This is a genomic window from Sphingomonas immobilis, assembly GCF_030580995.1.
Taxonomy (GTDB): domain Bacteria; phylum Pseudomonadota; class Alphaproteobacteria; order Sphingomonadales; family Sphingomonadaceae; genus Sphingomonas; species Sphingomonas immobilis.
Window position 1 is genome coordinate 167,974 of sequence record NZ_JAUQSZ010000003.1, and the last position, 26,583, is coordinate 194,556.

The 26,583-nt window shown below is 62.0% G+C and carries 21 protein-coding genes; 13 read left to right on the forward strand and 8 right to left on the reverse strand.

Going from position 1 to position 26,583, the window contains the following annotated elements; translation table 11 throughout:
* Positions 1-20 precede the first annotated feature (20 nt).
* From Q5H94_RS06050 to mobA, 4 genes are all read left to right on the forward strand, one after another.
* Positions 21-1,406: an HWE histidine kinase domain-containing protein gene (locus Q5H94_RS06050; RefSeq protein WP_304560338.1), complete on the forward strand. Its 1,386-nt coding sequence runs from the start codon at positions 21-23 to the stop codon at positions 1,404-1,406.
* A gap of 4 nt (positions 1,407-1,410) precedes the next feature.
* On the forward strand, positions 1,411-1,794 hold the full coding sequence (locus Q5H94_RS06055; RefSeq protein WP_304560339.1) for a response regulator: 384 nt from the start codon (positions 1,411-1,413) through the stop codon (positions 1,792-1,794).
* A gap of 80 nt (positions 1,795-1,874) precedes the next feature.
* Positions 1,875-3,098 (forward strand): molybdopterin molybdotransferase MoeA, encoded by a 1,224-nt coding sequence (locus Q5H94_RS06060; protein WP_304560340.1) that lies wholly within the window; start codon positions 1,875-1,877, stop codon positions 3,096-3,098.
* Positions 3,098-3,625 (forward strand): molybdenum cofactor guanylyltransferase, encoded by a 528-nt coding sequence (gene mobA, locus Q5H94_RS06065; protein WP_304560341.1) that lies wholly within the window; start codon positions 3,098-3,100, stop codon positions 3,623-3,625. Before Q5H94_RS06060 ends, mobA begins: the two co-directional genes overlap by 1 nt.
* A gap of 7 nt (positions 3,626-3,632) precedes the next feature.
* On the opposite strand, the gene Q5H94_RS06070 is transcribed toward mobA, so the two are convergent.
* Positions 3,633-4,727: a catalase family protein gene (locus Q5H94_RS06070; protein ID WP_304560342.1), complete on the reverse strand. Its 1,095-nt coding sequence runs from the start codon at positions 4,725-4,727 to the stop codon at positions 3,633-3,635.
* 155 nt (positions 4,728-4,882) lie between these two features.
* Between Q5H94_RS06070 and Q5H94_RS06075 the strand changes: the two genes are divergently transcribed.
* Complete coding sequence (locus Q5H94_RS06075; protein WP_304560343.1) at positions 4,883-7,171, forward strand: FdhF/YdeP family oxidoreductase; 2,289 nt, start codon at positions 4,883-4,885, stop codon at positions 7,169-7,171.
* Positions 7,172-7,212: 41 nt separating this feature from the next.
* The gene (fdhD, locus tag Q5H94_RS06080; protein WP_304560344.1) at positions 7,213-7,959 is read left to right on the forward strand and encodes a formate dehydrogenase accessory sulfurtransferase FdhD; all 747 of its coding nucleotides are present in this window, start codon (positions 7,213-7,215) and stop codon (positions 7,957-7,959) included.
* Positions 7,960-7,971: 12 nt separating this feature from the next.
* Here fdhD and Q5H94_RS06085 read toward each other — a convergent pair whose 3' ends face one another.
* The 3 genes from Q5H94_RS06085 to Q5H94_RS06095 are packed head-to-tail and all read right to left on the reverse strand — an operon-like array spanning position 7,972 to position 11,659.
* Positions 7,972-10,194 (reverse strand): xanthine dehydrogenase family protein molybdopterin-binding subunit, encoded by a 2,223-nt coding sequence (locus Q5H94_RS06085; RefSeq protein WP_304560515.1) that lies wholly within the window; start codon positions 10,192-10,194, stop codon positions 7,972-7,974.
* The gene (locus Q5H94_RS06090; protein ID WP_304560345.1) at positions 10,191-11,165 is read right to left on the reverse strand and encodes an FAD binding domain-containing protein; all 975 of its coding nucleotides are present in this window, start codon (positions 11,163-11,165) and stop codon (positions 10,191-10,193) included. Before Q5H94_RS06090 ends, Q5H94_RS06085 begins: the two co-directional genes overlap by 4 nt.
* Positions 11,162-11,659: a 2Fe-2S iron-sulfur cluster-binding protein gene (locus Q5H94_RS06095; protein WP_304560346.1), complete on the reverse strand. Its 498-nt coding sequence runs from the start codon at positions 11,657-11,659 to the stop codon at positions 11,162-11,164. Before Q5H94_RS06095 ends, Q5H94_RS06090 begins: the two co-directional genes overlap by 4 nt.
* Before the next feature lie 268 nt (positions 11,660-11,927).
* Here Q5H94_RS06095 and Q5H94_RS06100 point away from each other — a divergent pair, with 268 nt between their 5' ends.
* From Q5H94_RS06100 to Q5H94_RS06130, 7 genes are all read left to right on the forward strand, one after another.
* On the forward strand, positions 11,928-13,073 hold the full coding sequence (locus tag Q5H94_RS06100; RefSeq protein WP_304560347.1) for an alpha/beta hydrolase: 1,146 nt from the start codon (positions 11,928-11,930) through the stop codon (positions 13,071-13,073).
* Positions 13,074-13,108: 35 nt separating this feature from the next.
* Positions 13,109-13,594, forward strand: coding sequence for a DUF4142 domain-containing protein (locus Q5H94_RS06105; protein WP_304560348.1), 486 nt, complete (start codon positions 13,109-13,111; stop codon positions 13,592-13,594).
* 502 nt (positions 13,595-14,096) lie between these two features.
* On the forward strand, positions 14,097-14,561 hold the full coding sequence (locus Q5H94_RS06110) for a DUF3429 domain-containing protein (protein WP_304560349.1): 465 nt from the start codon (positions 14,097-14,099) through the stop codon (positions 14,559-14,561).
* A gap of 133 nt (positions 14,562-14,694) precedes the next feature.
* Positions 14,695-15,006 carry a hypothetical protein gene (locus Q5H94_RS06115; protein WP_304560350.1) on the forward strand — a complete coding sequence of 104 codons (312 nt, stop codon included), beginning with the start codon at positions 14,695-14,697 and terminating at the stop codon, positions 15,004-15,006.
* Between the two features lie 436 nt (positions 15,007-15,442).
* Positions 15,443-17,422 (forward strand): HAD-IIB family hydrolase, encoded by a 1,980-nt coding sequence (locus Q5H94_RS06120; protein ID WP_304560351.1) that lies wholly within the window; start codon positions 15,443-15,445, stop codon positions 17,420-17,422.
* Positions 17,419-18,567, forward strand: a complete 1,149-nt coding sequence (locus tag Q5H94_RS06125) for a glycosyltransferase (RefSeq protein ID WP_304560352.1) — start codon at positions 17,419-17,421, stop codon at positions 18,565-18,567. The genes Q5H94_RS06120 and Q5H94_RS06125 overlap by 4 nt, the downstream gene beginning before the upstream one ends.
* Positions 18,564-19,472, forward strand: coding sequence for a glycosyltransferase family 2 protein (locus tag Q5H94_RS06130; RefSeq protein WP_304560353.1), 909 nt, complete (start codon positions 18,564-18,566; stop codon positions 19,470-19,472). Before Q5H94_RS06125 ends, Q5H94_RS06130 begins: the two co-directional genes overlap by 4 nt.
* Here the strand turns inward: Q5H94_RS06130 and Q5H94_RS06135 are convergent.
* The 4 genes from Q5H94_RS06135 to Q5H94_RS06150 all read right to left on the reverse strand — a co-directional run bounded on the left by Q5H94_RS06135 (position 19,409) and on the right by Q5H94_RS06150 (position 26,574).
* Positions 19,409-20,449, reverse strand: a complete 1,041-nt coding sequence (locus tag Q5H94_RS06135) for a glycosyltransferase (RefSeq protein WP_304560354.1) — start codon at positions 20,447-20,449, stop codon at positions 19,409-19,411. The genes Q5H94_RS06130 and Q5H94_RS06135 overlap by 64 nt on opposite strands.
* 59 nt (positions 20,450-20,508) lie before the next feature.
* The gene (locus tag Q5H94_RS06140) at positions 20,509-20,925 is read right to left on the reverse strand and encodes a cupin domain-containing protein (RefSeq protein ID WP_304560355.1); all 417 of its coding nucleotides are present in this window, start codon (positions 20,923-20,925) and stop codon (positions 20,509-20,511) included.
* A gap of 163 nt (positions 20,926-21,088) precedes the next feature.
* Entirely contained in the window at positions 21,089-23,845 is a 2,757-nt protein-coding gene (locus tag Q5H94_RS06145; protein WP_304560356.1) for a hybrid sensor histidine kinase/response regulator, read from the reverse strand.
* Positions 23,846-24,234: 389 nt separating this feature from the next.
* The gene (locus tag Q5H94_RS06150) at positions 24,235-26,574 is read right to left on the reverse strand and encodes a putative bifunctional diguanylate cyclase/phosphodiesterase (RefSeq protein WP_304560357.1); all 2,340 of its coding nucleotides are present in this window, start codon (positions 26,572-26,574) and stop codon (positions 24,235-24,237) included.
* Positions 26,575-26,583: the final 9 nt, after the last annotated feature.

Genomic DNA, 26,583 nt, shown 5'->3' on the forward strand with positions numbered 1-26,583 from the left:
ATCCGCAAGAGAGGGGCTGCATGAAAAGAACAGAGAATAGTCCTTTCCTCGATCGCATCCTGACGTGGTCGCTTGATCACCCAATGCCTGCGCTCCGTCGCTATCTCATCGCAACGCTGGTAATCCTGATGATCGCCGTCGTTCGCGCCGCGTTCGTAACCGAGCTGTTGCCCTGGCTCCTGTTCATTCCCGCCGTTGTGGGGATCACGCTGATCCTCGGAGAAGGCACTGGGCTATACGCCAGCCTTCTGGCGACATTCGCGGCTGCGATTACCCTCGGCACTTTCGTACAGGAATATTATCTGACCGGGCAGCAGTGGGCCGGATCGGTCCTCTTTCTGATTACCGCTGGCGGTCTTGCCCGGGTGGTCGGTGAGCTTCGTGCAGCCTTCCGCAGGGCAAGAGCCCTGAACGTCGAATTGTCCGAGCGTGAAGCATTTACCTCCAGCGTCCTCGCGAGCTCGACAGACTGCATCAAGGTCATCGACTTGGACGGACGCCTCTCCTTCATGAGCGAAGGCGGCATGAAGGTTATGGAGGTCAGCGACTTCAACGACATCAAGGGGTGCCCCTGGCCAGACTTCTGGCAAGACGCGGGCAACACCGAAGCGCGCAACGCGATCGCCAACGCCAAACTGGGGCTGACCAGTCACTTCACCGGCAAGGCCGACACTTTTCTCGGCACGCCTAGATGGTGGGATGTATCGGTGTCTCCGATCCTTGGGCCCGACGGCAAGCCCGACCGCATCCTGTCGGTGTCACGCGACATGACCGCGCTGCTGGAGGCCCGCGAGCAGCAACAACTTTTGAACGGCGAACTCGGTCACCGGCTGAAGAACGTGCTCGCCCTCGTGCAATCGATCGCCAATCAGACGTTTCGGCAATCCGACAGTGTGGAGGAGGCCAATGCCGCGTTCGCGTCGCGGCTCGCGGCACTCGGGAAAGCTACCGACGTGCTGACGTCTACAGCGTGGCGGAGCGCACACCTCGACGATATCGTCAGGGCGGGTCTCACGTCGGTCGAGGGGCTAGGCGACCGCGTGCAGACGGGCGGACCAGCCATGAAGCTGGATTCGCAGGTGGCGTTGGCCCTGACGCTTGCCTTGCACGAGCTCGCCACCAATGCGTGTAAATATGGCGCACTCTCAAACGATAGCGGGATGGTGTCACTGATCTGGGATTATGAGGCGGTAGAGAATACGAGTGACACGCGTTTCAGTCTTCAGTGGCAAGAGCGAGGTGGTCCTCCAGTGCTCCCGCCCACGCGGAAAGGTTTTGGGTCCAAGATGATCGAGCGGTCTCTACGCTCCTATTTCCGAGGCGAAACGTCGTTGAGCTTCGATCCCGCTGGTGTCGTTTTCAGGATCGATGCACCTCTTCCGAAATCCGGCGCGTCGGTCGCCTGATCTCGTGGGACAAGCGATCTCCGAAGAGCGCCATGCGATTCTTATCGTCGAGGATGAGGCATTCATCCGCTACGACCTCGTCGACTTTTTCGAAGATGCCGGGTTCCAGGTCTTCGACGCCGAGAACGCCGATGTCGCGATCGAGCTCATGGCTGCAAACCCCTCTATCCGCATCGTACTGACGGATGTCGACATGCCTGGGTCCATGGACGGCGTGAGACTCGCGCATGTTATTCGCGACCGCTATCCCCCGACGCTGCTTCTGATCGCGTCTGGCGCGAGGAAACTGGAGCAGGGCGACATGCCGCCCGGTGCGACGTTCATAGCCAAACCCTTCGATCCTCGCTCTTTGCTCAGCAGGATACGGGAAGCCGGTTTGCCCAGTTAAGCTTTTAGCATCCCGGCGACCCTCCGTCGGAAACCGGTTGCTGCATAGGAATTGTCGATGCCGAAGTGGCGTTTATGACCATGGCGACGCTGCCCGGTTCCGCATCCGATTGCGAAGCTCTGATCGCGTACGACGCGGCACAATCGCGGCTCGCGACACATTCGATCCCGCTCGGTATTGAACGGGCGTCGCTCGCCAAGGCCGGCCGACGCGCTGTGGCAGAAGCCGTCTACGCGCGCATCGACAGTCCTCGTGCCGACACCGCCGCGATGGACGGCTATGCCGTGCGCAACGCCGATATCGATACCGGCCAGCGCGCCTTTCCTGTCACCGGCACGCACTTTGCGGGCGGAGCCTCAACTTCTCCGCTCACGCCGGGTTCGGCGGTGCGGATCATGACCGGCGCGCCTTTACCCGCTGGCGCCGACCGCGTGGTGATGCTTGAACAGGTTCGTCTGGAAGGCGACCGGGTCATCCTGCCGCAAACTCTGTCCGCCAAGGTTCACGTCCGCCGGCGCGCGTCCGATTTCGCGGCGGGCGACACGCTGTTGAAGCCGGGCCGCGTCATCGACCCACGCGCCCTGCTGATCGCCGCCGCTGCCGATGTTGCCGAGCTTGCCGTTTGGAGGCGACCGCGCGTCGGCTTCCTGTCCACCGGCGACGAGCTAACCGATCCCGGAAACGCCGCCGCGACCACGAGCGACATCCCTGACTGTCTCGCCGAGGCGGTGGCTCTGCTCGCCCGGCAGTGGGGCGCCAAACCGGCCGGCGCTGCACGCGTTGCAGACGATGCCGAAGCGATCCGCGGTGCTGCTGAGGGCGCGCTTGCCGACTGCAATGTGCTCGTAGTGATCGGCGGCGCCTCACGCGGCGACCGCGATTTCGCGCGCCTGGCATTGCTGCCGCTCGGCCTCGACCTGGTGTTCGCCGATGTGGCGATCAAACCCGGCAAGCCGGTGTGGTACGGCCGGATCGGCGCACAGCACGTGCTCGGCCTGCCCGGCAATCCGACCGCGGCAATGACGGTCGCGCGGCTCTTTCTCGCGCCACTGCTGACCGGATTGGATGGGCGCGGCACCGATGCTGCGCTGGTTCCAACAATGCTGCCGCTCGCGGACGACGCGCCGACGGCCATTCGCGAGCAATTCCTGTGCGGACATGCCGATGGTGCTGGTGTTCGGATTATCGAACGGCAGATGGCCTCGTCGCAGGCGATGCTGCGGAACGCCGACATGATCGTGCGTATTCCTGGCGGCGCAGCGCCATCGCCGGCCGGCACCTCCGTCGCGACGTTTCGCTTCTAGTGACCGATCGTATCCTTGGTGCCGTCATCGCCGGCGGCCGGTCGCGCCGGTTCGGCAGCGACAAGGCGCTCGTCATGATCGCTGGCCGCCCGATGATCGACCATGTGATCGCGGCGCTGAGACCGCAGGTCGACGGCGTGATCGTCTGCGGTCGCGCTTGGCCAGGCCTTACCGCGATTGCGGACGAACGGCCCGGCCGGCTCGGCCCGCTCGCCGGCCTCGAAGCGGCGCTTCGGCACGCGGTGGAATGCGGCTACGCCGCGGTGCTGTCCGTCCCCGTCGACACGCTTCCTTTGCCTGGCGACCTTCCAAGACTGCTCGCAAGTGAAGGGCCAGCGACGTTCCGGAAGCAGCTACTCATCGGATACTGGCCCATCGACTCCTTGCCGGCCTTGAGCCGATATCTCGATGCCGGGGACAGATCCTTGCACGGCTGGATCGCGGTATCGGGAGCGCGGGCGGTCGATGAACCTATCTCGATCTTCAACATCAATCACGAGGCCGATCTTTCGGCGCTCGACACGTGATTCAGCATTAGTCGTCGAGATCCTCGAGCTGCTTTACCTGGTGCATCGGACAGCCGTTTGCTTCTGCGCGGTAGTTCGCGGAGAATTCGTAAGCCTCCCGCCGCACGCGGTTGATAGCGCCAAGCGGCTGGTGCGCAGCGAGCCCGTGCCAAGGGCTGAACGACAACGCGTCCTCACGCCTCTGGCTGTGGCCGTTTTCCCAGGAGATTTGCGGCGCCGCTTCGACGGTGGCGACGGTCACGAACGGACTGAGCTTTTCGTCCCACAGGACAGTCGGATCCTCGACCGGCATCTTCTCGAGGTCGCGGCAGAACTGTACGCGCAACTCCCACGTGCCGCCCTGTTCGACAATCACTTCTCGAACGTCCTCTCGCAGGGCGTCCGGGCGACCCGCGACATCCACTTTATCACCGGTGCGTTCGGTCAGACCCGGCGACACAGGAGCGAGGGAGAACTTTGCGATGAGATCGCCGTAGCGATAGGCCGTTTGGGAGAAATACGTTTCGCCGAGTGGATGGGTCTCGGGCGCACCGCCGAGCGAGCTGATGAGCACCGAACTTCCGCCGACCGCCTCCAGAGCGCCTTCAAGCACGCGCAGCGTTGCCGACCACGCCTTTTTCAGACCTTCGGCCTTATCGGTGGTCGCTGCCAGAAGCTTCAGATTTTTCAGAAACGCAGCCGGAGTCGAAGCCCCGAACACCGGCCCATTGACCATCACGAAGTCCTGATCGCCGTCGTCCGACTCAGGCAAACGCTCGCCGGACACGCCCAGAACCTTTAGGGCAACGCCCCGAGGCGAACTAACACCGTCGTCGAGAATGTCGCCCGGTGACGTCGAGAAGCGCAGGATGGCCTCATAGCTGCCGGGAGATGCAAATAGACCTTGCGCGAGTTCAGGCGGCAGGCCTGGAAGAACCGTGAAAGTGCCCGTCACGATACCGTGCCCTTTTGCATGAACGCCGCGAACGGCGTGACCATAATCCTTTCGGGTCGTCTCCATGATCGAGCGAAAGCTATCTTTGAAGCCGTCGATTGTCTGCGCCTCGTCAGACTGTGGCTGTTCATAGGAAGGGTTGTAACGGACGGGGGGTGCGACGGTCATTAGGCAGGCTCCCGGTGGGAAATGCGATTGTTAAGCGAACGAGCCGGCGGTCTGCTCGTTCCCATAAGCTTTTGAAATCGGGGCTCGCTCTACAAAGGCAACCAACGACGATCCCACCGGTTGACAGGCGGTCGGCGAGGGTATCGGATCAGCATATGACGGAGCAAAAGTCGGACGAGCCGCAGATCGAGCCTTTCAAGGGGCCAGCGGGCGGCTGGGGATCGGTGCGATCGCTGGCGGAAATCCTTCCGCGCGAGCGTGTCTCGCCCGAGGCGTTCCGCGAATTGGTGCGCCAGAACAAGCCTGACGGTTTCCAGTGTGTCAGTTGCGCCTGGCCGAAGCCGGCCAACCATCACCCTGCCGAATTCTGCGAGGAGGGTGCCAAGGCGACGGCGTGGGAGCTGACGACGCTGCGCACGACGCCCGATTTCTTTCGGGAGCATACGCTGACCGAGTTGCGCGGCTGGCGCGATTACGACCTCGAGCAACATGGCCGTCTCACCCATCCGCTGCGGTACGATGCCGCGACCGACAAATACGTCGCGGTGTCGTGGGACGAGGCGTTCGGCGCGATCGGCGACAGTCTGCGTCCGCTCGATCCAAAGTCGGTGGTGTTCTATTCCTCGGGCCGTACCAGCCTCGAAGCCTCGTACATGTACGGGTTGATGGCACGGTTGTTCGGCAACCAGAACCTGCCCGACAGCTCCAACATGTGCCACGAATCCACATCGGTCGGGCTTAAGGCGGCGATCGGCGTGCCTGTCGGCACGACCCGGCTCGAGGATTTCGAGCATTGCGACGCGATCTTCTTCTTCGGCCAGAATGTCGGCTCGAACGCGCCGCGCATGCTCCACGATCTGCGCAGTTGCCGGAAGCGCGGGGTCGAGATCGTGACGTTCAACCCGCTCAGGGAGCGCGGGCTCGAACGCTTCACTGATCCGCAGAACCCGCTTGAGATGGCGACGCTGAAGGAGACGGCGATCTCCACGCAATACCATCAGGTCAGGGCCGGCGGCGATATCGCGGCGATGATGGGCATCGCCAAGTTTTTGGTTGAATGGGACGACGCCGCGCTCTCGGCGGGAGAGCCGCCGGTGCTCGATCATGCCTTCATCGAGGCCCACACCAAGGGCTTCGCCGATTTCAGCGCCGCGGTTCGGGCCGCCGACTGGGGTGCGATCCTTCTCGAATGCGGCCTGCCGAAGGACGAACTCGAAGCCTCGGCGCGGATTTACGCCAAGGCCAAGGCGGTGATGGCCATCTACGGTATGGGGCTGACGCAGCATGTAAAGGGCGTCGAGAACGTCCGCATGGTGGTGAACCTGCTCCTGCTGCGCGGCAATATCGGCAAGCCCGGCGCGGGAGCCACGCCGGTGCGCGGCCATTCCAACGTGCAGGGCCAGCGCACCGTCGGCATCACCGAGAAGACCGAGTTGGTGCCGGTCGAGAAACTCGAGGCGCAATACGGCTTCACCGCGCCGCGCAAGAAGGGCCTCGACACGGTCGAGAGCTGTCGCGGCGTCATCGACGGATCGGTCAAGGCGTTCGTCGCGCTCGGCGGCAATTTCCTGCGTGCCGTGCCGGAGACGGCGGCGATGGAGGAAGCGTGGCCGCGGCTCGACCTGTCGGTGCAGATCGCTACCAAGCTTAACCGCAATCACCTCTTTCCAGGCAAGGTCACGTACCTCCTCCCCTGCCTCGGTCGGATCGAGGAGGACGTGCAGGCAAGCGGCCCTCAGGTCGTAACGGTAGAGGATTCGACCAGCTGCATCCACGCCTCGCGCGGCAAGGCGACACCGGCGAGCGAGCACCTGCTGTCCGAACCGGCGATCGTCGCTGCAATCGCCAACCGCATTCTGCCGCCCAACCCCAAAGTTGACTGGGACGCGTGGGTTACGGACTACGCCCGCATCCGCGACGCGATCGAGACGACCTATCCGGAGGTTTTTGTCGATTTCAACAAACGCCTCTTTACGCCGGGCGGCTTCTGGAAGGGCAACAAGGCGACCGAGCGGATCTGGCTGACGCCGAGCAAGAAAGCGGAGTTCCTGGTGCCCTCGGGCCTGTCGGCGACGGGCTTTGACGATGCCAAGGGCCGGTTCCGGCTGATGACCCTGCGCTCGAACGACCAGTTCAACACGACGATCTACGGCTATCATGATCGCTTTCGCGGGGTGAAAGGCACGCGCGACGTGCTGTTTATGAACGCGGATGACATCGCCGAGGCGGGCCTGGTCGAAGGCCAAATCGTTGCGCTCGAAAGCGACGCCGACGATGGCAAGGTACGCCGCCGCGATGGGCTTATCGTCACGCCATATAGCGTCCCGCGTGGCTGTCTTGGCGCCTATTACCCCGAGTGCAATGTCCTGATGCCCGTCGAACATCATGCCGAACAGAGCCATGTGCCAGCCGCCAAATCAGTGCCGGTAAGGATCGCCGCCTGAACGCGCTAGCGCCCGATCACGTCCGGCTGGAACTATCGTGCGTGACGGCAGACGGCGCCCCGCCCACGCTCACCGATCGAGCGGTCGCGGTGGAAATGCCGGTCGCGATTGAAGTCGCGGGAATCAGCTATGCCGTCCTTATGGCGACGCCCGCTGATCTCGAGGATCTCGCTTACGGTTTCGCTCTGGCCGAGCGTCTCATTGATAGGGCCGAGGATGTTGTCGATATCATGGCGCACCGTGCCGAGCATGGTATCATCGTGCGGCTGACGCTCGCAGATTCTGTAGCGCATCGGGCGCTCGACCGTGTGCGTCACCGTGTGTCAGAAAGCGCCTGCGGGCTATGCGGCGTCGAAAACCTTGAGCAGGCGATGCGTCCGCTGCCGCCGCTCGCCACGCGCTGGCGCGGCGATGATACTGCAGTGTTTCGGGCTCTATCGGAACTAGACGCGATGCAGCCGCTTAATCATCGCACGCGCGCCGTGCACGGCGCGGCGGTGTGCCGGATCGACGGCATGCCCTGGCTTGTGCGCGAAGATGTCGGCCGCCACAACGCGTTCGACAAGGTGATCGGGGCAATGCTGCGTGTGCGCCAGGATTGGGACGGCGGTTTCGCGCTTCTAACCTCGCGCTGTTCCTATGAACTCGTCGAGAAAGCTGTGCTCGCGGGCTGTCCGATGCTCGCCACGATATCGGCCCCCACATCGCTCGCTGCCGAGCGTGCCGCCGCCGCCGGGCTCGCATTGCGTGTCGTGGCACGGCCCGACGGTCTCTTGGCAACGCAGTGACGGATAAAGGTCTCAAATGGGCGGGAGCTGATCAAGCAACTTGTCGAGGGTAATCGGATAGTCGCGAACGCGGATTCCGGTCGCGTTGAACACCGCGTTGCCGATGGCGGCGCCGGCCCCGGATATCCCGAGCTCACCGATCCCTTTTGCCTGAAGCGGGTTGGCAAACTGGTCGCGTTCGGTGAGAAAATGCACCTCGAGCTGCGGAACGTCGGCATTCACCGGCACATGATATTCGCCGAGGTCGTGGTTCACGACCTTGCCATTGCGCGGATCATGGACAAGATCCTCCGTAAGGGCAGCGCCGATGCCGAAGGTCATCCCGCCGAGACACTGCGATCGCGCGGTCTTGGCATTGAGAATGCGCCCCGCCGAAAACACGCCGAGCATCCGCCGCACGCGCACCTCACCGGTGGTGGCATTGACGCCGACCTCGGCAAAATGCGCGCCGTAGCTCGCCTGCTTGCGCTGCGTCTCCATGTCGCCTGGCGCGATCTGGCCCGTCGCCTCCAGGCCTTCACCGACAAGCTCGGCGAGCGCGATCTGACGGTTCCTGGCAGTCGCGATCCCGTCCTTGAGCGTGAGCTCGTCGGGCACGCATCCCATGGCCGCTGCAAGCCGTTCGCGTAGCCGCTCACACGCGAGATACACCGAGGACCCGCTTGACCCCGCGCCCCAAGATCCGCCCGAGCCCGCACCGGGCGGCGAATTGGTATCGCCAAGGTTCACAGAAATCCGATCGAGCGGCAGGCCGAGCAGCTCGCCGGCGATCTGGCCGAGAATGGTGTAGGTGCCGGTGCCGATATCGGTCATATCGGTGGCAATGGTCGCGCGACCATCCGGGTCGATTGAGACCGTCGCGGCCGACTTCATCAGCATGTTCGAGCGCACGGCCGCCGCCATCCCCATGCCGACGAGCCATTCGCCGTCGCGCACCTGCGCAGGTTCGGGATTGCGCACGTCCCAGCCGAACCGCTCGGCACCCTCTTCCATGCAACGCAGCAGTTGCCGGGTGGACCAGGGCACCTTTTCCTCGGGCGCTTCCTTGGGCTCGTTGCGGCGCCAGAACTCGATCGGGTCGAGTCCGATCTTATGGCAGAGCTCGTCGAGGGCAGCTTCGGTCGCCATCATGCCGGAGGCTTCGCCCGGTGCTCGCATCGATCCCGCCAACAGCAGGTTAAGCCGCACGATGTCGTGGTTGATCACGCGGTTGTCGCCAGGATAGGCGAAATGCGTGCCGACGCCCGCCGGTTCGAAGAAACTCTCCCCCGGCAAATTGCTGGTCTTGGTCTCATGGCCGACCCCCGTAAGCCTGGCCTCCGCATCAACCGAGAACCGCACACGCTGTTCGGTGCTCGCGCGTCGCACTGTGGTCTCGAAAACCTGAGGCCGGGTCATCACCGCCTTTATCGGACGCCCGAGCTGCTTCGCGGCGACGGCCGCCGCGACCGATTCCGGTGCTACGCCAAGCTTCGAACCGAAGCCGCCACCGATATACACTGCGATAATTCGAACCTTTTTGGCGCTGACTCCGAGCGCTTTGGCGAGCTGCAGCTTGTCGGACGACGGCATCTGGTAGGAGCCGTAAAGTGTTAGCGTACCTTCCTCCCACACGGCGATCGAGGCGTGCGGCTCCATCGCCGCGCTGTTCTGGCTTGGCGTGGTATAGACCACGTCGACTGACGCATGCGCGTCGGCCACCGCCCGATCGAGATCGCCCTGATGGAAATAGCCTGGGATGTTGTTGAACGTTCCCTTCTCGCTGTCTGCCTTGAGCGCCTCGAAATCGAAACGGCCTTCCGCTTCTTCATATTCGACAACGAGGCGCTCGCCGGCATCCCGCGCGGCTTCGTAGCTTTCGGCGAGCACGATCGCGACGATCTCGCCGAAATACTGGACGTCTTTCACGCCTTGCGCCGGCGCCTTGCTTTCCCCGCCCTGCTGCGGGTTGCGGATGAAGGTCGCGAAATCGGTGATCACGTCAATCACGCCGGGGAGCCCGCGGACGGCATCAGCATCGACCCGCGTGATCTTGCCGCGCCCGAACTTCGCACCGACGAGATAGCCATAGGCTAGGTCGGGAATCGCATATTCGGCCGAATAGGTCGCACGCCCGGTGACCTTGAGCGGCCCTTCGCTGCGGCTGAGCGGCTTTCCGATGAGGCCTTGTGCGCCGATGTCGAGCAGGCTGGACGGGACCGGCAAGTCCATGACGAGGTTGTTTGTGTCGCTCATGCGGTAAGCTCCCGGAGGCTGGCGATGAGCGTTCGCTTCGTGAGGGGAATCTTGAAGTCGTTCGCGCCCTGTCCTTTCGCCGAGGCGAGCAGCGCATCCGCCGCCTGAGCAAACAGCGCGTCGGAGGGTGCATGACCCAACAGCAACGCTTCGACAGACGTGTCGCGCCACGGCATAGGTCCGAGGCCCCCAAAAGCGAGGCACGCCGAGGCTATTATCCCGTTTTCGACGGAGACTACGCCAGCGACCGACACTAACGCGAAGGCGTAGGACGCCCGGTCACGGACCTTGCGATACAACTGCCGGCCGGGCGGCGGCGGGGGCAGCTCGACATGGGTGATAAGCTCGCCGGGCTCGAGTCCCGTCTCGATGTGCGGCGTGTCACCAGGCAGGCGGTAGAAATCATGGATGCTGATCCGGCGGCGATCGCCGTCGGCCTTCAGCGTTACGATTGTCGCGTCGAGCGCGCGCATCGCGACCGGCATGTCGCCGGGATGCGTGGCAATACACGCCGCGCTGGTGCCGAGCACGGCGAGAATGCGGGTGTACCCCCCGATCGCCGAACATCCCGAGCCGGGGACCCGCTTGTTGCAGGCCATCGCCGTATCGTAGAAATAATAACAGCGGGTGCGCTGAAGCAGATTGCCGCCTGTCGTTGCCTTGTTCCGCAACTGCCCGGAGGCGCCCGCCAGGAGGGCGCGGCTCAGCACCTCGTACCGCTCGCGCACGCGCGCGTCCGCAGCCAGGTCGCTGTTTGGAACCAGAGCTCCGATCAGCAGGCCGCCCGCATCGGTATCCTCGATCCGGTCGAGATTGAGACGACTGATATCGACCAGCGTCTCAGGCGTTTCGATCTGAAGCTTCATCAGGTCGAGCAGGTTGGTGCCGCCGGCGATGAATTTCGCACCATTGCCGACGAACCGTACCGCGTCCTGGGGGCTCGTCGCCTTCTCGTACACGAAACTTTTCATGCCTGCGCCGCCGCGACATCGCGAATGGCATCGACGATATTGGGATAGGCCGAGCAGCGGCAGATGTTGCCGCTCATGCGTTCCGAAATCTCGTCATCGTTGAGATCGACGTCGCGGAGCGACGGGCTGACATGGCTCGGCCATCCCTTCTTAAGCTCGTCGAGCATACCGACCGCCGAGCAGATCTGGCCGGGCGTGCAATAGCCGCACTGATAGCCGTCGTGCGATACGAAAGCCGCCTGCAACGGATGCAGGTCTTCAGGTGACCCAAGACCCTCTATCGTCGTGATGTCGTCATCTTGATGCATGACCGCGAGGGAGAGGCAGCTGTTGATGCGCCGTCCGTTGATGAGGATCGTGCAGGCCCCGCACTGGCCATGATCGCATCCCTTTTTCGACCCGGTCAGTGCAAGATGCTCGCGCAACAAATCGAGCAGCGAAACCCGGTTGTCGACCTCGACCTGATAGAGGGTCCCGTTGATAGTGAAATGCATACGAACACCCCTGCGCATCTTCTTCTGCGCTAAACGCTGTCACAGCGGGTTCGTGTCCAGACGGCACTATGTATTTTCGGCATGGCCGTGAGCTATCCCAAATGAGACAGTCTCGCCGATCTGCCAGAGTGTTGCCTTAAATTGTGGCGAACGCTGGCGACTTTCTTTCTAAGAACGCGTCAGAAGATCCGAGAGCGGCCTTCAAAAGAGCCAACACACCGTCAGTATTAACGCACATCAAGATTGGTGTTCTAATCGGAACTTACGCTTGTCACGCCTGTTCGATCTCGGAGCGTCAAGAAAACAGGATCATCATACTATGTTTCGGATAAAATTTGTAAGTGCAGCGTCCATCCTTGCGCTTGCGGCGCCCGTCTTCGCGCAATCTCCGGTGTCGCCGAACGCAGCACCGCCGCCGCCGCCGATGAAAACAATGGTGATGCCGGTACCGGCTGCAGCCGACATGCAGGCGGTTCTCGACCAGTTGCAGGCGCTCGGCGCAAAGCCGATCGAAATGCTCACGCCGGTAAAAGCGCGTATCCAGCCTTCTGCCGCAGACGCCGCCAGGGCGGTTATGCGCATGAAGGGCATATCGACCGCCCCCGATCCCGCCGTCGCAACGATGGATATGCCGTACGGCGCCGACCCTATGCAGTTCGCGCGCATCTACAAGCCTGCTGGCGGTCCAAACGGCCAGCCGATGCCTGTTATAGTGTATTATCACGGTGGCGGCTGGGTGATTGCTGACGTCACCACCTACGACGCTACGCCGCGGCTGATGTCCAAGCAGCTGAACGCAATTGTCGTGTCGGTCGAATATCGTCACGCGCCCGAGGCGAAGTTTCCGGCCCAGCATGACGATGCGGCCGCAGCCTATCGCTGGGTGCTGCAGAATGCTGGAAGCTGGGGCGGCGATTCCGCTAGGATTGCGCTCGCCGGTGAGAGCGCTGGTGGCAATCTCGCGGTAGCAACCGCAATCTATGCGCGAGACAACAATCTCACCGCGCCGCTGCACGTGTTGGCCGTTTATCCGATCGCTAACAGCGGCATGACGTTGCTGTCGCGCAGTGACAGCGCCAATGCCAAGCCGCTCAACACGACGATGCTCAAGTGGTTTGGATATTATTATTCCAACACCATGGCGGACCAGATGGATCCGAGGATCAATCTCGTGAAAGCCGATCTGCACGGGCTGCCGCCGACGACGATCGTCAACGCGCAAATCGATCCCCTGCGGTCGGACGGCGAGACGCTCGCAGAAGCAATGCGCGGTGCCGGCGACAAGGTCGAACAGCGGACGTTTCCCGGTGTGACGCACGAGTTTTTCGGCATGGGGACGATCGTGCGCGGTGCCTATGACGCGGAAATGTACGCGATCGGGCGGCTGGGCAAGAGCTTTGACAAGGCGCGCTGAACCTGCGTTCTCATTCAATTTAGGAACTTATTATGATGAAATTCTCGATCCTGATCCCAGCGTCCGCCGTTCTTTTCATGGCGGTTCCCGCCGCGGCGCAGGTTATGACGCCGAGGGAATATGTTATGACCGCTGGCGCCAGCGACTTATACGAGCGACAGTCGGCGCAGATCGTTCTTGAGACGACCGCTAATCCCGACGTCAAATCGTTCGCCACGATGATGCTGAGCGCGCATGCCAAAAGCACGGCTGACGTGAAGGCGGCCGCGATGAAATCAAAAATCAAGGTTTCGCCCCCGATGCTGATGCCGGCCCAGATGGAGATGGTCGCGCAGCTCAAGGCCGAGAACGGACCCGCGCGCGATGCTGCCTATCTTGCGCAGCAGAGATCGGCTCATGGCCAAGCGCTCTTTGTGCAGCAAGCTTATGCGATGGGCGGCACCGCGCCCGCGCTGAAAGCCGTCGCCGCTAAAATCGTCCCCGTGGTCAAGATGCACATCGCCATGTTGATGAAAATGTAAGGTAGACGTTGCCGACGATCACGGTGATCGCCGTTCGTCGGCAACCTGTCCCGCTCACGATCCGCGCAGATCCAGACGGTATTATCCCAAACGTAGCGGCAACCGTTTCCGCCGGGATCGCCATCCTATTTCGCGCGGAACCACAACTAGATCGCGTTGCAAGATCGGTTTTCGCATCGGTGCATCGCTTTATGGATCACCAAGCCACGGAAAATTGTATTCGGGAGATCATCTGGTGACGATCGACGCCGAACGTCGGGCAAGCGGGCCGCTGGTTCTCAATCAAGGTCGCCCCCACTGTGCCTTCAGTCACAACTGACCGACCCGCGATTAAATCTTCGACGTTCAACATATTGGCGTCTGCGGGGGCTGGCTGCTTGGGCCGAGGATAGAATGCTCCTGGCGGTCAGGCAAAACCTTAGTGGAACGTATGCTGCGAATGAAAAACGCTTCATAGGCCGACTATGCATTCCTAGCGTCTGGCATTCTGAGGAAATTTCAAATGATGCAACTTGGAGGTCAGACGCCGCCTCGACTCGTTCTTCAGCTCGGATATGCCGGCCTTATTCCTCAGATTGCTGCACTGGCAGTGCTACTCGCGCACGACCCCGAATACCATTTTATGGCGTTGGCGATGGGCTATGCCTATGCTGCGCTGATCCTCAGCTTTCTTGGTGGCCTATGGTGGGGTCTGGCTGCACAGGCGCAAGAGGATGTGCCCCTTTGGCTATGGTTCGCAGCTGTCGCGCCGTCGTTGATCGCTTTTGCATCGGCCTGGCCGTGGGCAACCGGCACCAAATGGCCCGGCTCTTCCCTTATCGTACTTGGCGTCGCTTTGATCGCGTCGCTCGCGGTCGATTTCCGCCTCAAAGCCAACGGGCTTTGTCCTCCATGGTGGCTCCACCTCCGCATTCCGCTCTCGATAGGCCTGGGCCTTTCAACGCTCTTGATGGCCGCGTTCGCCTGACAAAGCCTCATGGCTCCGTTCAAAGATTAGCTGATCGAAATCATGCCTACGAGATTTCTGGGAACTCTGGGTCTTAGCCATGCGCTTCCTCGCAACACACGACGGCATGAAGACGCGGTCGAGGAGATAAGCTATGGGAATCATGCTGACCGCCACCTTCGACACTCGACGCGACGCGGAAATGACTGTCGAACGACTGGTGCAGGAGTTCGACGTCGACCGCACCGCTATCTCGATCGCGTCCGAGGGCGATGCGAATACGGCTGGCGATCTGCTGGCAGGCTCAGACACAGCAGCCGATCAGCCGGGCCAGGATGATCGAGACGATGCCCCCTTGCAGGGCGCGATCGTTGTGACAGCAGAGGTTGAAAATGAGGAAGCCGCTGAATTGGTTCGTGCGGCTTTTTCAGAATTCGACGCAGCAGGTGTCGTCGAGACAGAATAGGAACGGTCTTTTACAATATCATTCCTGTGTTTCGGAGCAAGCTCAAAGTTATAAATTTGTGGTGACCTGTCGCTGGACAATAAAAATATTGTACGAAGCCGACGCCCGACCTGCCTGGCCAACCAGAGTCGCTGAGTCTTTTTGGAGCGGAGGCCGGGCCGGACAGTAACTCGACCTAAGAACTTTCCGCTATCTCAACAGACTGTTAGAAACCATAACCGTGCCAAGGTGAATCGGCCTGCGTCGTTCTTTGGTGGCGACGACGCGAAAAAGAGGCGAACTAAATTCGGTCAGCACGATTTGACGAATTGGTAGCAACCGTTCCGCCACCCGTCCGTTCGGATCCTTGTTAATCCCGTATTCTCGAAGGCTCAAAGAGGAGGCTTGACTGTATATCCTGTCGATAGCCTTGGGCGGCTGCCTGAAAGGACCACCCGTGGAATTCGGGCTGACCGAAGACACCGGTGGTCATATCACCTATGCGTTAGGTGCGGCACAGGCCTTGGCAGGCAGAAGCGATGTAGGTCGGGTCGAGATCGTCACGAGACTGATTGAAGACGACACCCTCGGCCCGGCTTACGCTGTGCCTTATGAGCCCGTATCAGCCAAGCTGGCGATCCGACGTATCGGAACCGGCAACCGGTCCTACTTATCAAAAGACGCAAACGCGGCCGACCGCGCGGACTTTGCCGAGGCTCTGATCGCTCATCTCATGAGTGACGTCGCCCGACCAGATATTATTCATGCGCATTTTGCCGATGCCGCCGAGGTCGCAGAACGCGTTCGCGATGCACTGGATATCCCGTTCGTCTACACGGCGCATTCGCTTGGCATCGACAAGGCCGCGCTGGGATCGGCGGCTGCGCCGATGACGAAGCGTCTGGCTGAGGAGGATCGCGCGATCGGCGCGGCGGATTTGATCATCGCCTCGTCGCGGGACGAGGCCGAGCGACAGTTGATGCTCTATCCCTCAGCATGCCCGGCCAAGATACATCGGCTGCCACCCGGTGCCGGTATTGCCCGGAAAGGCCCGATCGACCTCGACCGTGCGCGCGCACTAATCACCCCTTTCCTGCGCGATCCTGCCAAGCCGTTGATTCTCGCTATCGCGCGGCCGGTCGCGAAGAAGAACCTCGAAGGACTCGTCGATCTTTACGGCGCCGATGCTGATCTGCGCGCGCGCGCCAATCTCGTCATCGTCGCAGGTCTGCGGGATGGACCAGCGAGCGGCGAGCCCGAACAAAATGGGGTGATCAGCGCGTTGCTGGCTGGGCTGGATGCGCACAACCTGTATGGCCAAATGGCAATTCCAAAGCGCCATAGCCAGGCCGATATTGCCAGTCTGTACGCGCTGACGCACGAAACCGGCGGGGTTTTTGTGAACCCGGCTCTCACGGAACCCTATGGCCTCACGTTGACCGAAGCCGCGCTACACGGGGTTCCGGTCGTGGCAACGTGCCACGGCGGACCAGCGGACATCGTGGCTACGTTACGCCACGGTCGGATTGCCGATCCCCGCAACCCACGCGCGTTTGCGGACGCGATACGTGCATTGCTGTCGAATAGGATCGAGTGGGCCCGGGCGTCGGCCGAAGGGCGATACCGCAGCGAGACCTTGGACTGGCACAGCTACGCAGCTTCCTTCGTAGCACTTGTGAAAGGCTTGACCGCGCAAGCGCTTGCTGCTGCTTCAGCAAAAAAATTGTTGCTGTGCGACATCGACAACACCCTAACCGGATGCACGGTTGGCGCGGTCGGACTTGCCGCATTTCTTGCCACGCAACCCGAACTGGCGTTCGGGGTCGCAACGGGGCGATCATTACAGGAGGCGGAGCGGCTGCTTACTGAGTGGCGGCAGCCGCCACCGCGTGTTTTGATCACCTCCGTTGGCAGCGAGATTTACTGGCGACGCGGCGCGCGGCTGGTGGCAGATCAAGCGTTCGCGAAGCGGATTGCGGAGGGTTGGCTGCCGGACGAGGTCGATGAGCGCGTCGGTCAGATCCCTCGTGTCGAGCGTCAGCCGCCGGTCGAGCAACGGCGCTACAAACGAAGTTATTTTGCTGATGATCCGGCGGCTATTGCGGCAGTGCGCGCCGCGGTCGCAGATCTTCCGGTGCGTGTTATTCACAGCCACGGCCGGCTGCTAGACATTTTGCCTGAACGCGCTGGCAAGGGTGCCGCAATGGCGTGGGCTGCGAACCACCTCGGGATCCCTGAGTGCGACGTCTACGCCGCAGGCGACAGCGGCAATGATCTCGACATGCTGGACAGCGTCCGCAACGGCATCATCGTTGCAAATCACAGCGCCGAACTGGTGCCGTTGCTGGGGCGCCCGACCATCTATCTGTCCCAGCAGTCGCACGCAGCCGGCGTCGTCGAAGGAATGCGCGCATTTGCCATGAAGGAAGCCGCATGATCCGACCGATCGGCTATTTTGTTCATCATCAGGGGCGTGGTCATGCCGAACGTGCGGCGGCGATCGTCAACGCGCTGCCGCCGACCCGCCCGGTAACGCTGTTCTGCGCACGCGACAACATTTTTCCGGCGCTTGGCAGGCACGTCCGTATCCAGCGTATCCCGTCGCTTTTCGAAACACCGGCTGATGCGCCACAGGCATTGGCGGGCGCGCGCACCCCGGCAACTTTGCATTGCGCACCGCTCGGCTGGAGTAGCATTACCCAGGCAATCGCGACGATCACCGCCTGGTTCGACAGCGCGCGGCCCGCATTGTTCATTACCGACGTGTCGGCCGAATTGGCGCAACTGGCCCGGATCGCGTCGATCCCTTGTATTACGGTGCTCCAGCACGGCCAGCGGGATGATCTCGGTCATATGGTGGCGTACGAATCCGCGATCGGCGTCCTCGCCCCCTATGCGCCTGCGCTTGAACAGCCGGGCCGCCCCGTCTGGATGCGCGCTAAGACGCATTACGCGCCGGGTGTGGGAATACTTCCCACGCATATTGCCCGCGGTAAGGCGCGCGAGGCGCTCGGGCTTCCTTTGGACGCAGACATCGTGGTCGTCATCGCGGGCGGCGGCGGCACGGGTACTCCGGGTACGCCGCTGACGCTCGGCGCGCGCGCCGAACCGGACGCGATCTGGCTGACGATCGGCGCGGTCGAACGCGAATGGCATGCAACTTCGCCGGCCAATCTGCGGCATCTCGGGTGGGTCGACCGCCCGGAAGTGTACATCGCGGCTGCCGATAGGATTGTCTCATCGGCAGGCAATACCACGGTACATATGATTGCCGCTGCCGGCCGGCCTTGGATCGTGGTGCCGGAATGGCGCTATTTTGACGAACAAATCTGGAAGGCCCGCATGCTGGCACACGTCGGCGCGGCGGTGATGCTGGATCACTGGCCCGCACATCCCGCAGCTTGGGCCGCTGCCTGGACAAAGGCCGCGGCACTCGATCTTGACGCGCAAAAAGCCTTGGTCGACCCGTTCGCAGCACAAACCTCGGCAGGATGGATCGAGGCGCAGGCGGAAGCGTGCTGGGCGAATCCGCCGGTCGAAATCATGCCGCTGGCGCTTGTTTCGGAAGGAGTGCGATCATGAGGGTCAGCGTCTGCACGTTGGCGCACGGCCGCGCGGAGCATCTGCGTAACATGGTGCTGGGCCTTGACGCACAGCAGCGCCCACCGGAGGAGCTCGTCATCGCGGTCATGCAGCCGGAAGCGTATGTATTGCCCGCGACCCGCTTCCCGGTGCGGCAACTGATGGTCGGTACTGGCGGCATCCCGCTGGCTGCCGCGCGCAACGCCGCGGCAACCGCCGCGCAGGGCGAAACGCTGATTTTTCTGGATGTCGATTGCATCCCCGATCCCGCTTTCGTAGCCGATTATGCAGGGTTGCTGGAAACGCTCGACGCGACCCTGATGGGCGAAGTGCTGTACCTGCCGGCTGGCGCCAATTCGGGAGACCTGGACTTCGCCCGCTTCGCCACGGTGGGCATCAAGCATAGCGAACGTGCCGGACCGCCTGAACAGACAATCGGGGATTGCAGCGATTATCGCTGCTTCTGGTCGCTCAATTTCGCGATGCGTCGCACGACATTCCTCAAAGTCGGGGGTTTTGACGAGAATTATGTCGGCTATGGCGGTGAGGATACCGATTTCGGCCGGATGGTCTTCGACGAGGGCGTTCCGCTTTACTGGTGTCGCGGCGCGCGGGCCTATCATCAGCACCACGCGCACCACATGCCGCCGGTGCACCATATCGACAGCGTGCTCGCCAACGCCGCGCATTTTCGGGACAAATGGGGACATTTCACGATGGAGCATTGGCTCCGTGCCTTCACGCTGATGGGTCTGGTGCGGCTGGAAGACGGCGAGCATGTCCAACTACGCGCCGTCACCGAAGACGATCTCGCGCTAACGCGGCAGCAGGCGGACCAACCCTATGCCAGCACGGCGGCCGTTCTCGCGATACTGGAAGGCCGCGCTGCCATGGCTGCCGCGTAGGCGGCCTCGTAGCCCTCGATCATCTTGGTTATGGAAAAGTGTTCGGCCACACGCTTCCGGCATAGCTCTCTTGGCAAGAGCAGCGCCAATCTGATCGCTTCGGCCAGTGCGGCCGGGTCTGCGCTCGGCGACAACGCGCCGCTATTCCCTATCACTTCGCGAAGCGCACCTCGGTCGATCGCTGCGACGGGTACGCCACACGCCATGGCTTCGGCCGCGACCAATCCAAAGGGCTCGTCCCACATTGGCGTGGCGACCAAAACCGACGCCGCACCGATTGCGTCGATCAGCGCCGGACCCCCGAGATGCCCATGATATACGCAGTCGGCGCCGAGCAATGGTGCAACATGGTCTTCGAAATAGGTCTGACAGTCCACCGGCCCGTATAGGTCGATGGGCAGCTCAGCAACGCTTGCCGCCAAAGCCGCAACCGCCGTCCCCTTGTTTGGGGTGATGCGTCCGCACCAAGCGGCGCGGCCATTGCCTTTCGGCCGGTAGCGCCAGCGATCGATATCGATGCCATTGTGCACGACGGACGCGGAAGCGGGAGGCGCTGTCCACCAGCTCTGCAAATGGCTGTGGGATGTCGCGGTCTGCCGAAGCCATGATGCGCTGCAGATATCGACCATCCTCGCAAGACCGGCGAAAGGCGGAACGTGGAGGGAGGTGACCATTGGCAGACCATCGCGCAATGCCCAGTGGTGCAATGCCGGATGCATGGCATTGTTGTGCACAATATCGAAGTCGCTACCGACGATAGCGGCCCAGGCGCGCCCAAATGCCGCGTCCTGGAATGCGGTGAGATCGGCCGTTCCGTGCCACAAGGCCCATGGCAGTACCGCCTCATAATGCCGGTCCGCCACGGCGTGCAGCGGTAAGGCAGGATCGCTGTCGCCGCTGGCGAACAACGTAACGTCATGTCCGCGGCGTACGAGCGCATCGACCAACTGGTGGGTATGCGCTTCCATCCCGCCCATGAAGGGCAGCCTGATCGGATGCCGTAAGTGCGCGACAACCGCTATGCGAACAGGCGGGGTCAACGCCCGAAGGCTTCCTTCACCTTTTCCGCAGCCTTGGTTATCAGGCCCTTTTCGGCCTCTTCGGCCTGCGCCTTGGTCTTGAACGCGGCACCTTCCGGTTCGGCTGGCGGGGCGTAAACAGAGAACAGCTTGAGGGTGCCGTCGCCCTTGTTGACGACGTTGTGCTCGGCACCCTTGGGCACGACAATCAGGTGGTTGGGTCCGGCTTTGGTCGAATGGCCATCGATAACGATCTGCGCCTCCCCATCGACAATGAATGTCGTTTGGTCAGCGGAGTGCGTCTCCAAGCCAATCTCCTCCGCAGCCGGGATGCTCATCAGTACGATTTGGATCTTGGGATCGCGATAAATCTCCTTTTGCCAAAGGTCGTTCTTTCGCGCGAGCTCGATCATGTCCTTATTGAAGATCGTCATGACGTCGACTCCCGTTGCTGGTTCGCATTGCTCGACGCCTGATGACGCAGAGCGTTCCGCCGCAAATAAAGAAAGAAATCGCGATAACCTCGAACGGTGTTGGGGCGCATGTCAGTGGTGAGCGCAGATCCCCCTACCGCGCATTACGCGCTAGAACGCTCTGCTAATTCGTCGGTTTTAGAATGTCCGCCACCTTGGTGGCCAGTGCTTCCATCGAGAATGGCTTGGTCAGCAGTTCCATTCCAGCTTCCAAGTGACCATTTCCGACGGCAGCGTTTTCAGCATAGCCGGTGATGAACAGAACTTTCAGGTTCGGCCGCAACGAGCGGGCCGCGTCAGCAACCTGACGCCCGTTCATGCCGTTCGGCAACCCTACGTCCGTGATCAGCAACTCGATCTTCGCACCCGACTGGAGCACCTTAAGCCCGGCGGCACCATCGGCGGCGCCGATGACGGTATAGCCGGCGTCGTCCAGAACCTCGTCGATCAGATGGCGGATCGTCGCCTCGTCGTCGACGACGAGAATCGTCTGCCCCGTAGCCGCATCGGACCTGATCCGGTCCTGTTCGATTTCAAGGTCTGGTGCCTCGCCGTGATGTCGCGGCAGATAGATGCAGACCGTCGTACCGCTGCCGACCTCGGAATAGATGCGAACCTGACCGCCAGACTGGCGAGCGAAGCCATAGATCATAGAGAGGCCAAGTCCGGTTCCCTGTCCGAGCGGCTTTGTCGTATAGAACGGCTCGAACGCGCGCTCGACTGTCTCAGCCGACATTCCGGAACCGGTATCGGTAACACAGACCGACAGATATTGTCCGGAGGCGAGATCGCGCTCTTTCGCCGCGCGGTCATCCAGCCATTTGTTTGCGGTTTCGATCGTCAGGCGACCGCCGTCCGGCATCGCGTCGCGGGCATTAATGCAGAGGTTGAGCAAAGCATTCTCGAGCTGGCCGGCATCGATGTTCGCCGACCACAGACCGGCTGCACCAACGACTTCGACCGAGGTCGTTGGTCCCACGGTTCTGACAAGCAGGTCCTCCAGGCCATTGATCAGGCGGTTGACGTCGGTCGGCTTCGGATCGAGGGTCTGCCGTCGGGAGAAGGCGAGCAATCGCTGAGTCAGCGACGCGGCCCGGCGCCCCGCTCCCTGGGCGGAAAGAATGAAGCGATCGAGGTCGTCGAGCCGACCGCGGGCGATCCGTGCCTGAAGCAGCTCGAGATTGCCCATCATGCCGGTCAGCAAATTGTTGAAGTCATGCGCCAGCCCGCCCGTGAGCTGCCCGACGGCTTCCATCTTCTGTGATTGGCGAAGTGCCTCTTCCACCACCTCGCGTTCGGAGATCGCATCGGCGATACGCTGCTCGAGCGTGCGATTGAGGTCCTGAACGGCCGCCTCGGCCTGCACGCGCGCCGTGACGTCGACGGAGGACCCGACAAGTCCGACGACATCGCCGGCGCTGTTGAACACCGGGGACTTAGTCGAGAGCCAGACCGCGGGCGTTCCATCGGCGAGTCTGACCTCTTCCTCGGTCTGCTCGCTGCGGCCGCTCTCCATGATGCGACGATCATTGGCCATGATCGACGCGGCTTCATCCTTGTCCTCGAGCAGTTCGGCGTCTGTCTTTCCGAGATATTCCTCGGGAGGCTTGCCGAAGAGCGCGGTTGTGCCGCGATTGCCAATGAGTAGCCGGCCGTCGCGGTCTTTGGCGTACACGACACCGGGCACGGTCTCAGTGAAGGAGCGCAGCAATTCGGTCGCGCTGTCGCGTTCTGCCTCGGCCGCCCTGCGCGCTTCGATGTCGAGAAGGACGCCGGGAAGTTGGACTGCCCGGCCCTCTGCATCCTTCTCGACGCGGCCATTGGCTTCGATCCAGCGATAGACCCCGTCGCGGTGCTTCACGCGGTATTCGCATCGGTACCGACCGCCTCGCGCCATCGCCGACGCAATGGCCTCGTCCACGCGCGCCTGATCATCGGGATGGACAGAGTCGAGTACCTGCTCAAGCGGCAGGCCGGTCCTGCATAGCTCCCGCGATAGACCGAACGAGTCGGCAAACCGATTGTCAGCGATGAATTTATCGGCGAGCACGTCCCAGAACCAGGTGCCGACGATTGCGCCGGCATCGAGCGCGAGCTTGAGTCGCTCCGAGGCGTTTTGTTCTTCAGTGACCTCGATGAAGGTGCACATCGCACCCTGATGGTCTCCGCCAGGAGCGATCGGCACGACCCAATATTCGACAGGGAGGGGTTCGCCGCCGTTTACAGGGAAGAAAAGCTCGCCCCGAATATGCGCCGAGGTTCCGTCGCGCGCGCAACGATAGATCGGGCAGTCGGCAACGTCATAGTGCGATCCATCGGGATGGTGGCCATGGATGAGGCCGTGCAGCTTGCGCCCCACGGCATCCTCCTCCCGTTCGAACCCCATCATGCGCAGGAACGCCGCGTTGCAGACCGTGGTCACCCCGTCCCTGTCGACCGCGTAGAACCCCTCGATCATGGAATCGAGCAGCAGACGTATGTTGGCTTGAGTGCCGCGCAGCGTTTCGGTTGCCAGGCGCTGTTCGGTCCGGTCGCGCAGCACTTTGACGAAGCCGACCGCATCGCCACCGTCGTTACGCAGGACGGTCATCTCGCCGCTGGCCCAGAAGCGCTCGCCGGTCTTCCTGAGATGCCAGCGCTCATCGTTACCCGCGCCCGTCTCTAGAGCACACTCCATCTCAGTAGCAGGTCGTTCGGCCGCGAGATCTTCCGGTGTAAAAATGCGGTCCACGGGCTCGCCGAGCATTTCCGCCTTGGTCCAGCCAAGGGTGAGCCGAGCACCCTCGTTCCACGCGGTGACCCTCCCGGCTCGGTCGGTCGCGATGATCGCAAAGTCGGTCGCGCTATCAATGATCCAGCGATTGAGCGCGTTGTCGGGCATGGAAGTCCTGTTTTCGAGACGTTAGTGCGAGATCGTATGAAGCGTGCGAGCGACATAAAGTATCCGCGCTCGCCAGTGATGACAGTTTATCGCGCTGATTCTGACCAGCCGAAAACATGGAGCCGATCAGGAGACACCACCCTCAGGGCCCTGGACAGTCGCAGAGACCGCGGCATTGCATGGCCTTGATACCATCCGGCTGGCTGTCAGGTGAGAATAAAAACCCACCACTAAGACGTTCCGCAACTCTTATCAGGGCTGTCGCAATGTCAGCTATCAGTCGCAGAATCCGCCCCGTTGCATGTCCAAAAATAAGGGTACTTAGCCGCCAACAGTTACCTGGCCAAAATCCTCAGCCACTCTAAATGGCGTTAGCTCGGCCTGCGCAATTACGCCGCCGCGCTCATCGGACTTGCTATCATGGCCGCCACCATGTCCCCTTCAATCGGGCGGCTGAAGAGGTATCCCTGAATGCTACTGCACCCCTGCCCGCGCAACCTCGCGAGCTGATCGTCATCCTCAACGCCTTCCGCAGTGGTTTCCATGTGCAGTGCCGTCGCAAGATCAACGATAGCACGCACAATCGCGGCCGAGCTCGTGTCGTTGGCGACCCTGTCGACGAAGGACTTGTCGATCTTGATCTTGTCAAACGGGAAGCTGCGCAAATAGCTGAGCGAAGAATAGCCCGTGCCAAAATCGTCAAGCGCGATACGTACACCCATCGCGCGTAGTTGGTGAAGCAGCGAGACTACGGCGCTCTCTCCTTCGAGAAACACGGATTCCGTGATCTCGATCTCCAGCCGCGAATGTACCAGCCCGCTGCGTGACAGCGCTTGAAATATGACGTTGGCGAACCCCGATGCGCGGAACTGGAGCGGTGACACGTTGACCGCCACGCGGACGTGATCGGGCCATTTGACAGCTTGGCGGCAAGCCTCGTGCATCACCCACTCCCCGATCGCTATGATCATGCCGGTTTCTTCCGCCACGGGAATGAACTCAGCGGGTGGCATGTTCCCGCGCTCGGGATGTTGCCAGCGCAACAGTGCCTCGAAGCCACTGATACGATCCGATTTGAGATCGAAGATCGGCTGAAAATTGAGCCGGAACTGACCAGTCTGAAGCGCCTCGCGCAGATCGAGCTCGAGTTGACGGCGTTTGCGCGCGGCGGCATCGAGCGCTGGCTCGAAGAACCGGAATACGCCGCGGCCATCCTGTTTGGCACGGTACAACGCAAGGTCGGCGTTCTTGAGCAATGTGTCAGGGTCTTCGCCGTCGCCGGGGCTGATCGCGATGCCGATGCTGACACCAGTTGCGACTTGGTGGCCATCGACGCGCATCGGCTGACGCAGGTGATCGAGCACGAGTTGTGCCAGCACGCGCGGCCGGTCGGGATCGTCGCGACCGGCAAGGATGACAGCGAACTCGTCACCGCCCAGGCGCGATACCAAGCCATCGACGGCAAGCTTGGACAGGATCTCGCCAACACGCCGAAGTAGCTCATCGCCGACCGGATGGCCGAGCGTGTCGTTGACGCTCTTGAACCCATCTAGGTCGAGGCAAAGCACCGTCACCTTCTCGCCCATCTTGTTCGCGCGGGTCATGTCCGCTTCGAGCTGCTGGCGAAAATAGGTGCGATTGGGCAAGCCCGTCAGCGAATCGTGGAATGCGAGATGCGTGATGTGGTGCTCGCGCTCGGCGATGCCCGCAGACATCAGATTGAAGCTTTGCGCCAAGCGGCCGATCTCGTCGCAACCCTCCACCAGCACCTCGGCGCGGCTGCCCTCCTCAAGCGCCTTGGCGGCTGCGTCGAGCGCCGCGATCGGCCGTGCGATGCTGCTGGCCAGCCGACCGCTGCCGATCAGCATCAGAATCAATCCGAGCAGACCCGCCAACGCGATGCCGATCTGCAGGCTGCGGTATGATGCGAGGGCTTCCGCTTGCGGGTAGCTGAGCAGAAGTACTGCTTCAGGTTTATCGTTGCGGCCCGCGAGGCGTTTCACCAACGCAAAAGCGGGGCCACTCGGCAAGTCGATAGTCGTCGGCGAAGTTTCGCCGCCTGCCTGCGCGATCATTGCGTCCAGTGTGAGGTTCGGCGGCACGCGGGAGTCACCCGAAGTCCAATGACCTTGGGCGTCGCGGCGCAGGATCGTTGCTTTCAGCGGAATGGCAGACAGATGTTCAAGCGCCGTCATTTCGCCGGCATCGAGCGGAACGGCGAAGATTACCGAGCCGATCTGGACGGGGGCAAGGATTGGCGACGCGACGACGCGGTAGGCGCCGCCTTTTGTGCTGATGACCGCATCCGAGCGATCTGTGGAGAGGGAAGCCGGCAGCCCCGCAACCACGCCGCGGAGATCCGCCGGACCATCACCAATTACGTCGCCCGCCTGATCGACGACGAAGGCATTGGGCACATCTGCGCGCTCGCGCAGATTGGCGACCGCCGAGGCGATCGTCGAACGATCTCCACTCGCGACTGCGGTGCGAAAGCCGAAATCGCGCGCCACCACATCGCCAGAATTCGCAAGCGACTTTGCGCGCAACGTCCAGATGCGGTCATATACGGTGCCGCTCGTCGTCAACTCCGCGCGAACGCTTTCCCGCGCATGCGCGAGGATCATCACCTGACCGACCAACGCGACGACGATGAGGGACACTGCGAACAGCGCGGTATAAAGCACCGAAAGGCGCGTGCTCAGGTGACGAAACCGGAACAGTCCCCCCATCCGCCTCGC

Coding starts and splice junctions, on each gene's coding strand:
- Q5H94_RS06085 (WP_304560515.1), bottom strand. CDS start 10,194: ATGAGCGACACAAACAACCTCGTCATGGACTTGCCGGTCCCGTCCAGC.
- Q5H94_RS06130 (WP_304560353.1), top strand. CDS start 18,564: ATGAGGGTCAGCGTCTGCACGTTGGCGCACGGCCGCGCGGAGCATCTG.
- Q5H94_RS06145 (WP_304560356.1), bottom strand. CDS start 23,845: ATGCCCGACAACGCGCTCAATCGCTGGATCATTGATAGCGCGACCGAC.
- Q5H94_RS06105 (WP_304560348.1), top strand. CDS start 13,109: ATGAAATTCTCGATCCTGATCCCAGCGTCCGCCGTTCTTTTCATGGCG.
- Q5H94_RS06075 (WP_304560343.1), top strand. CDS start 4,883: ATGACGGAGCAAAAGTCGGACGAGCCGCAGATCGAGCCTTTCAAGGGG.
- Q5H94_RS06090 (WP_304560345.1), bottom strand. CDS start 11,165: ATGAAAAGTTTCGTGTACGAGAAGGCGACGAGCCCCCAGGACGCGGTA.
- Q5H94_RS06135 (WP_304560354.1), bottom strand. CDS start 20,449: ATGGGCGGGATGGAAGCGCATACCCACCAGTTGGTCGATGCGCTCGTA.
- Q5H94_RS06095 (WP_304560346.1), bottom strand. CDS start 11,659: ATGCATTTCACTATCAACGGGACCCTCTATCAGGTCGAGGTCGACAAC.
- Q5H94_RS06060 (WP_304560340.1), top strand. CDS start 1,875: ATGGCGACGCTGCCCGGTTCCGCATCCGATTGCGAAGCTCTGATCGCG.
- Q5H94_RS06110 (WP_304560349.1), top strand. CDS start 14,097: ATGATGCAACTTGGAGGTCAGACGCCGCCTCGACTCGTTCTTCAGCTC.
- Q5H94_RS06050 (WP_304560338.1), top strand. CDS start 21: ATGAAAAGAACAGAGAATAGTCCTTTCCTCGATCGCATCCTGACGTGG.
- Q5H94_RS06070 (WP_304560342.1), bottom strand. CDS start 4,727: ATGACCGTCGCACCCCCCGTCCGTTACAACCCTTCCTATGAACAGCCA.
- Q5H94_RS06140 (WP_304560355.1), bottom strand. CDS start 20,925: ATGACGATCTTCAATAAGGACATGATCGAGCTCGCGCGAAAGAACGAC.
- Q5H94_RS06125 (WP_304560352.1), top strand. CDS start 17,419: ATGATCCGACCGATCGGCTATTTTGTTCATCATCAGGGGCGTGGTCAT.
- Q5H94_RS06150 (WP_304560357.1), bottom strand. CDS start 26,574: ATGGGGGGACTGTTCCGGTTTCGTCACCTGAGCACGCGCCTTTCGGTG.
- Q5H94_RS06115 (WP_304560350.1), top strand. CDS start 14,695: ATGGGAATCATGCTGACCGCCACCTTCGACACTCGACGCGACGCGGAA.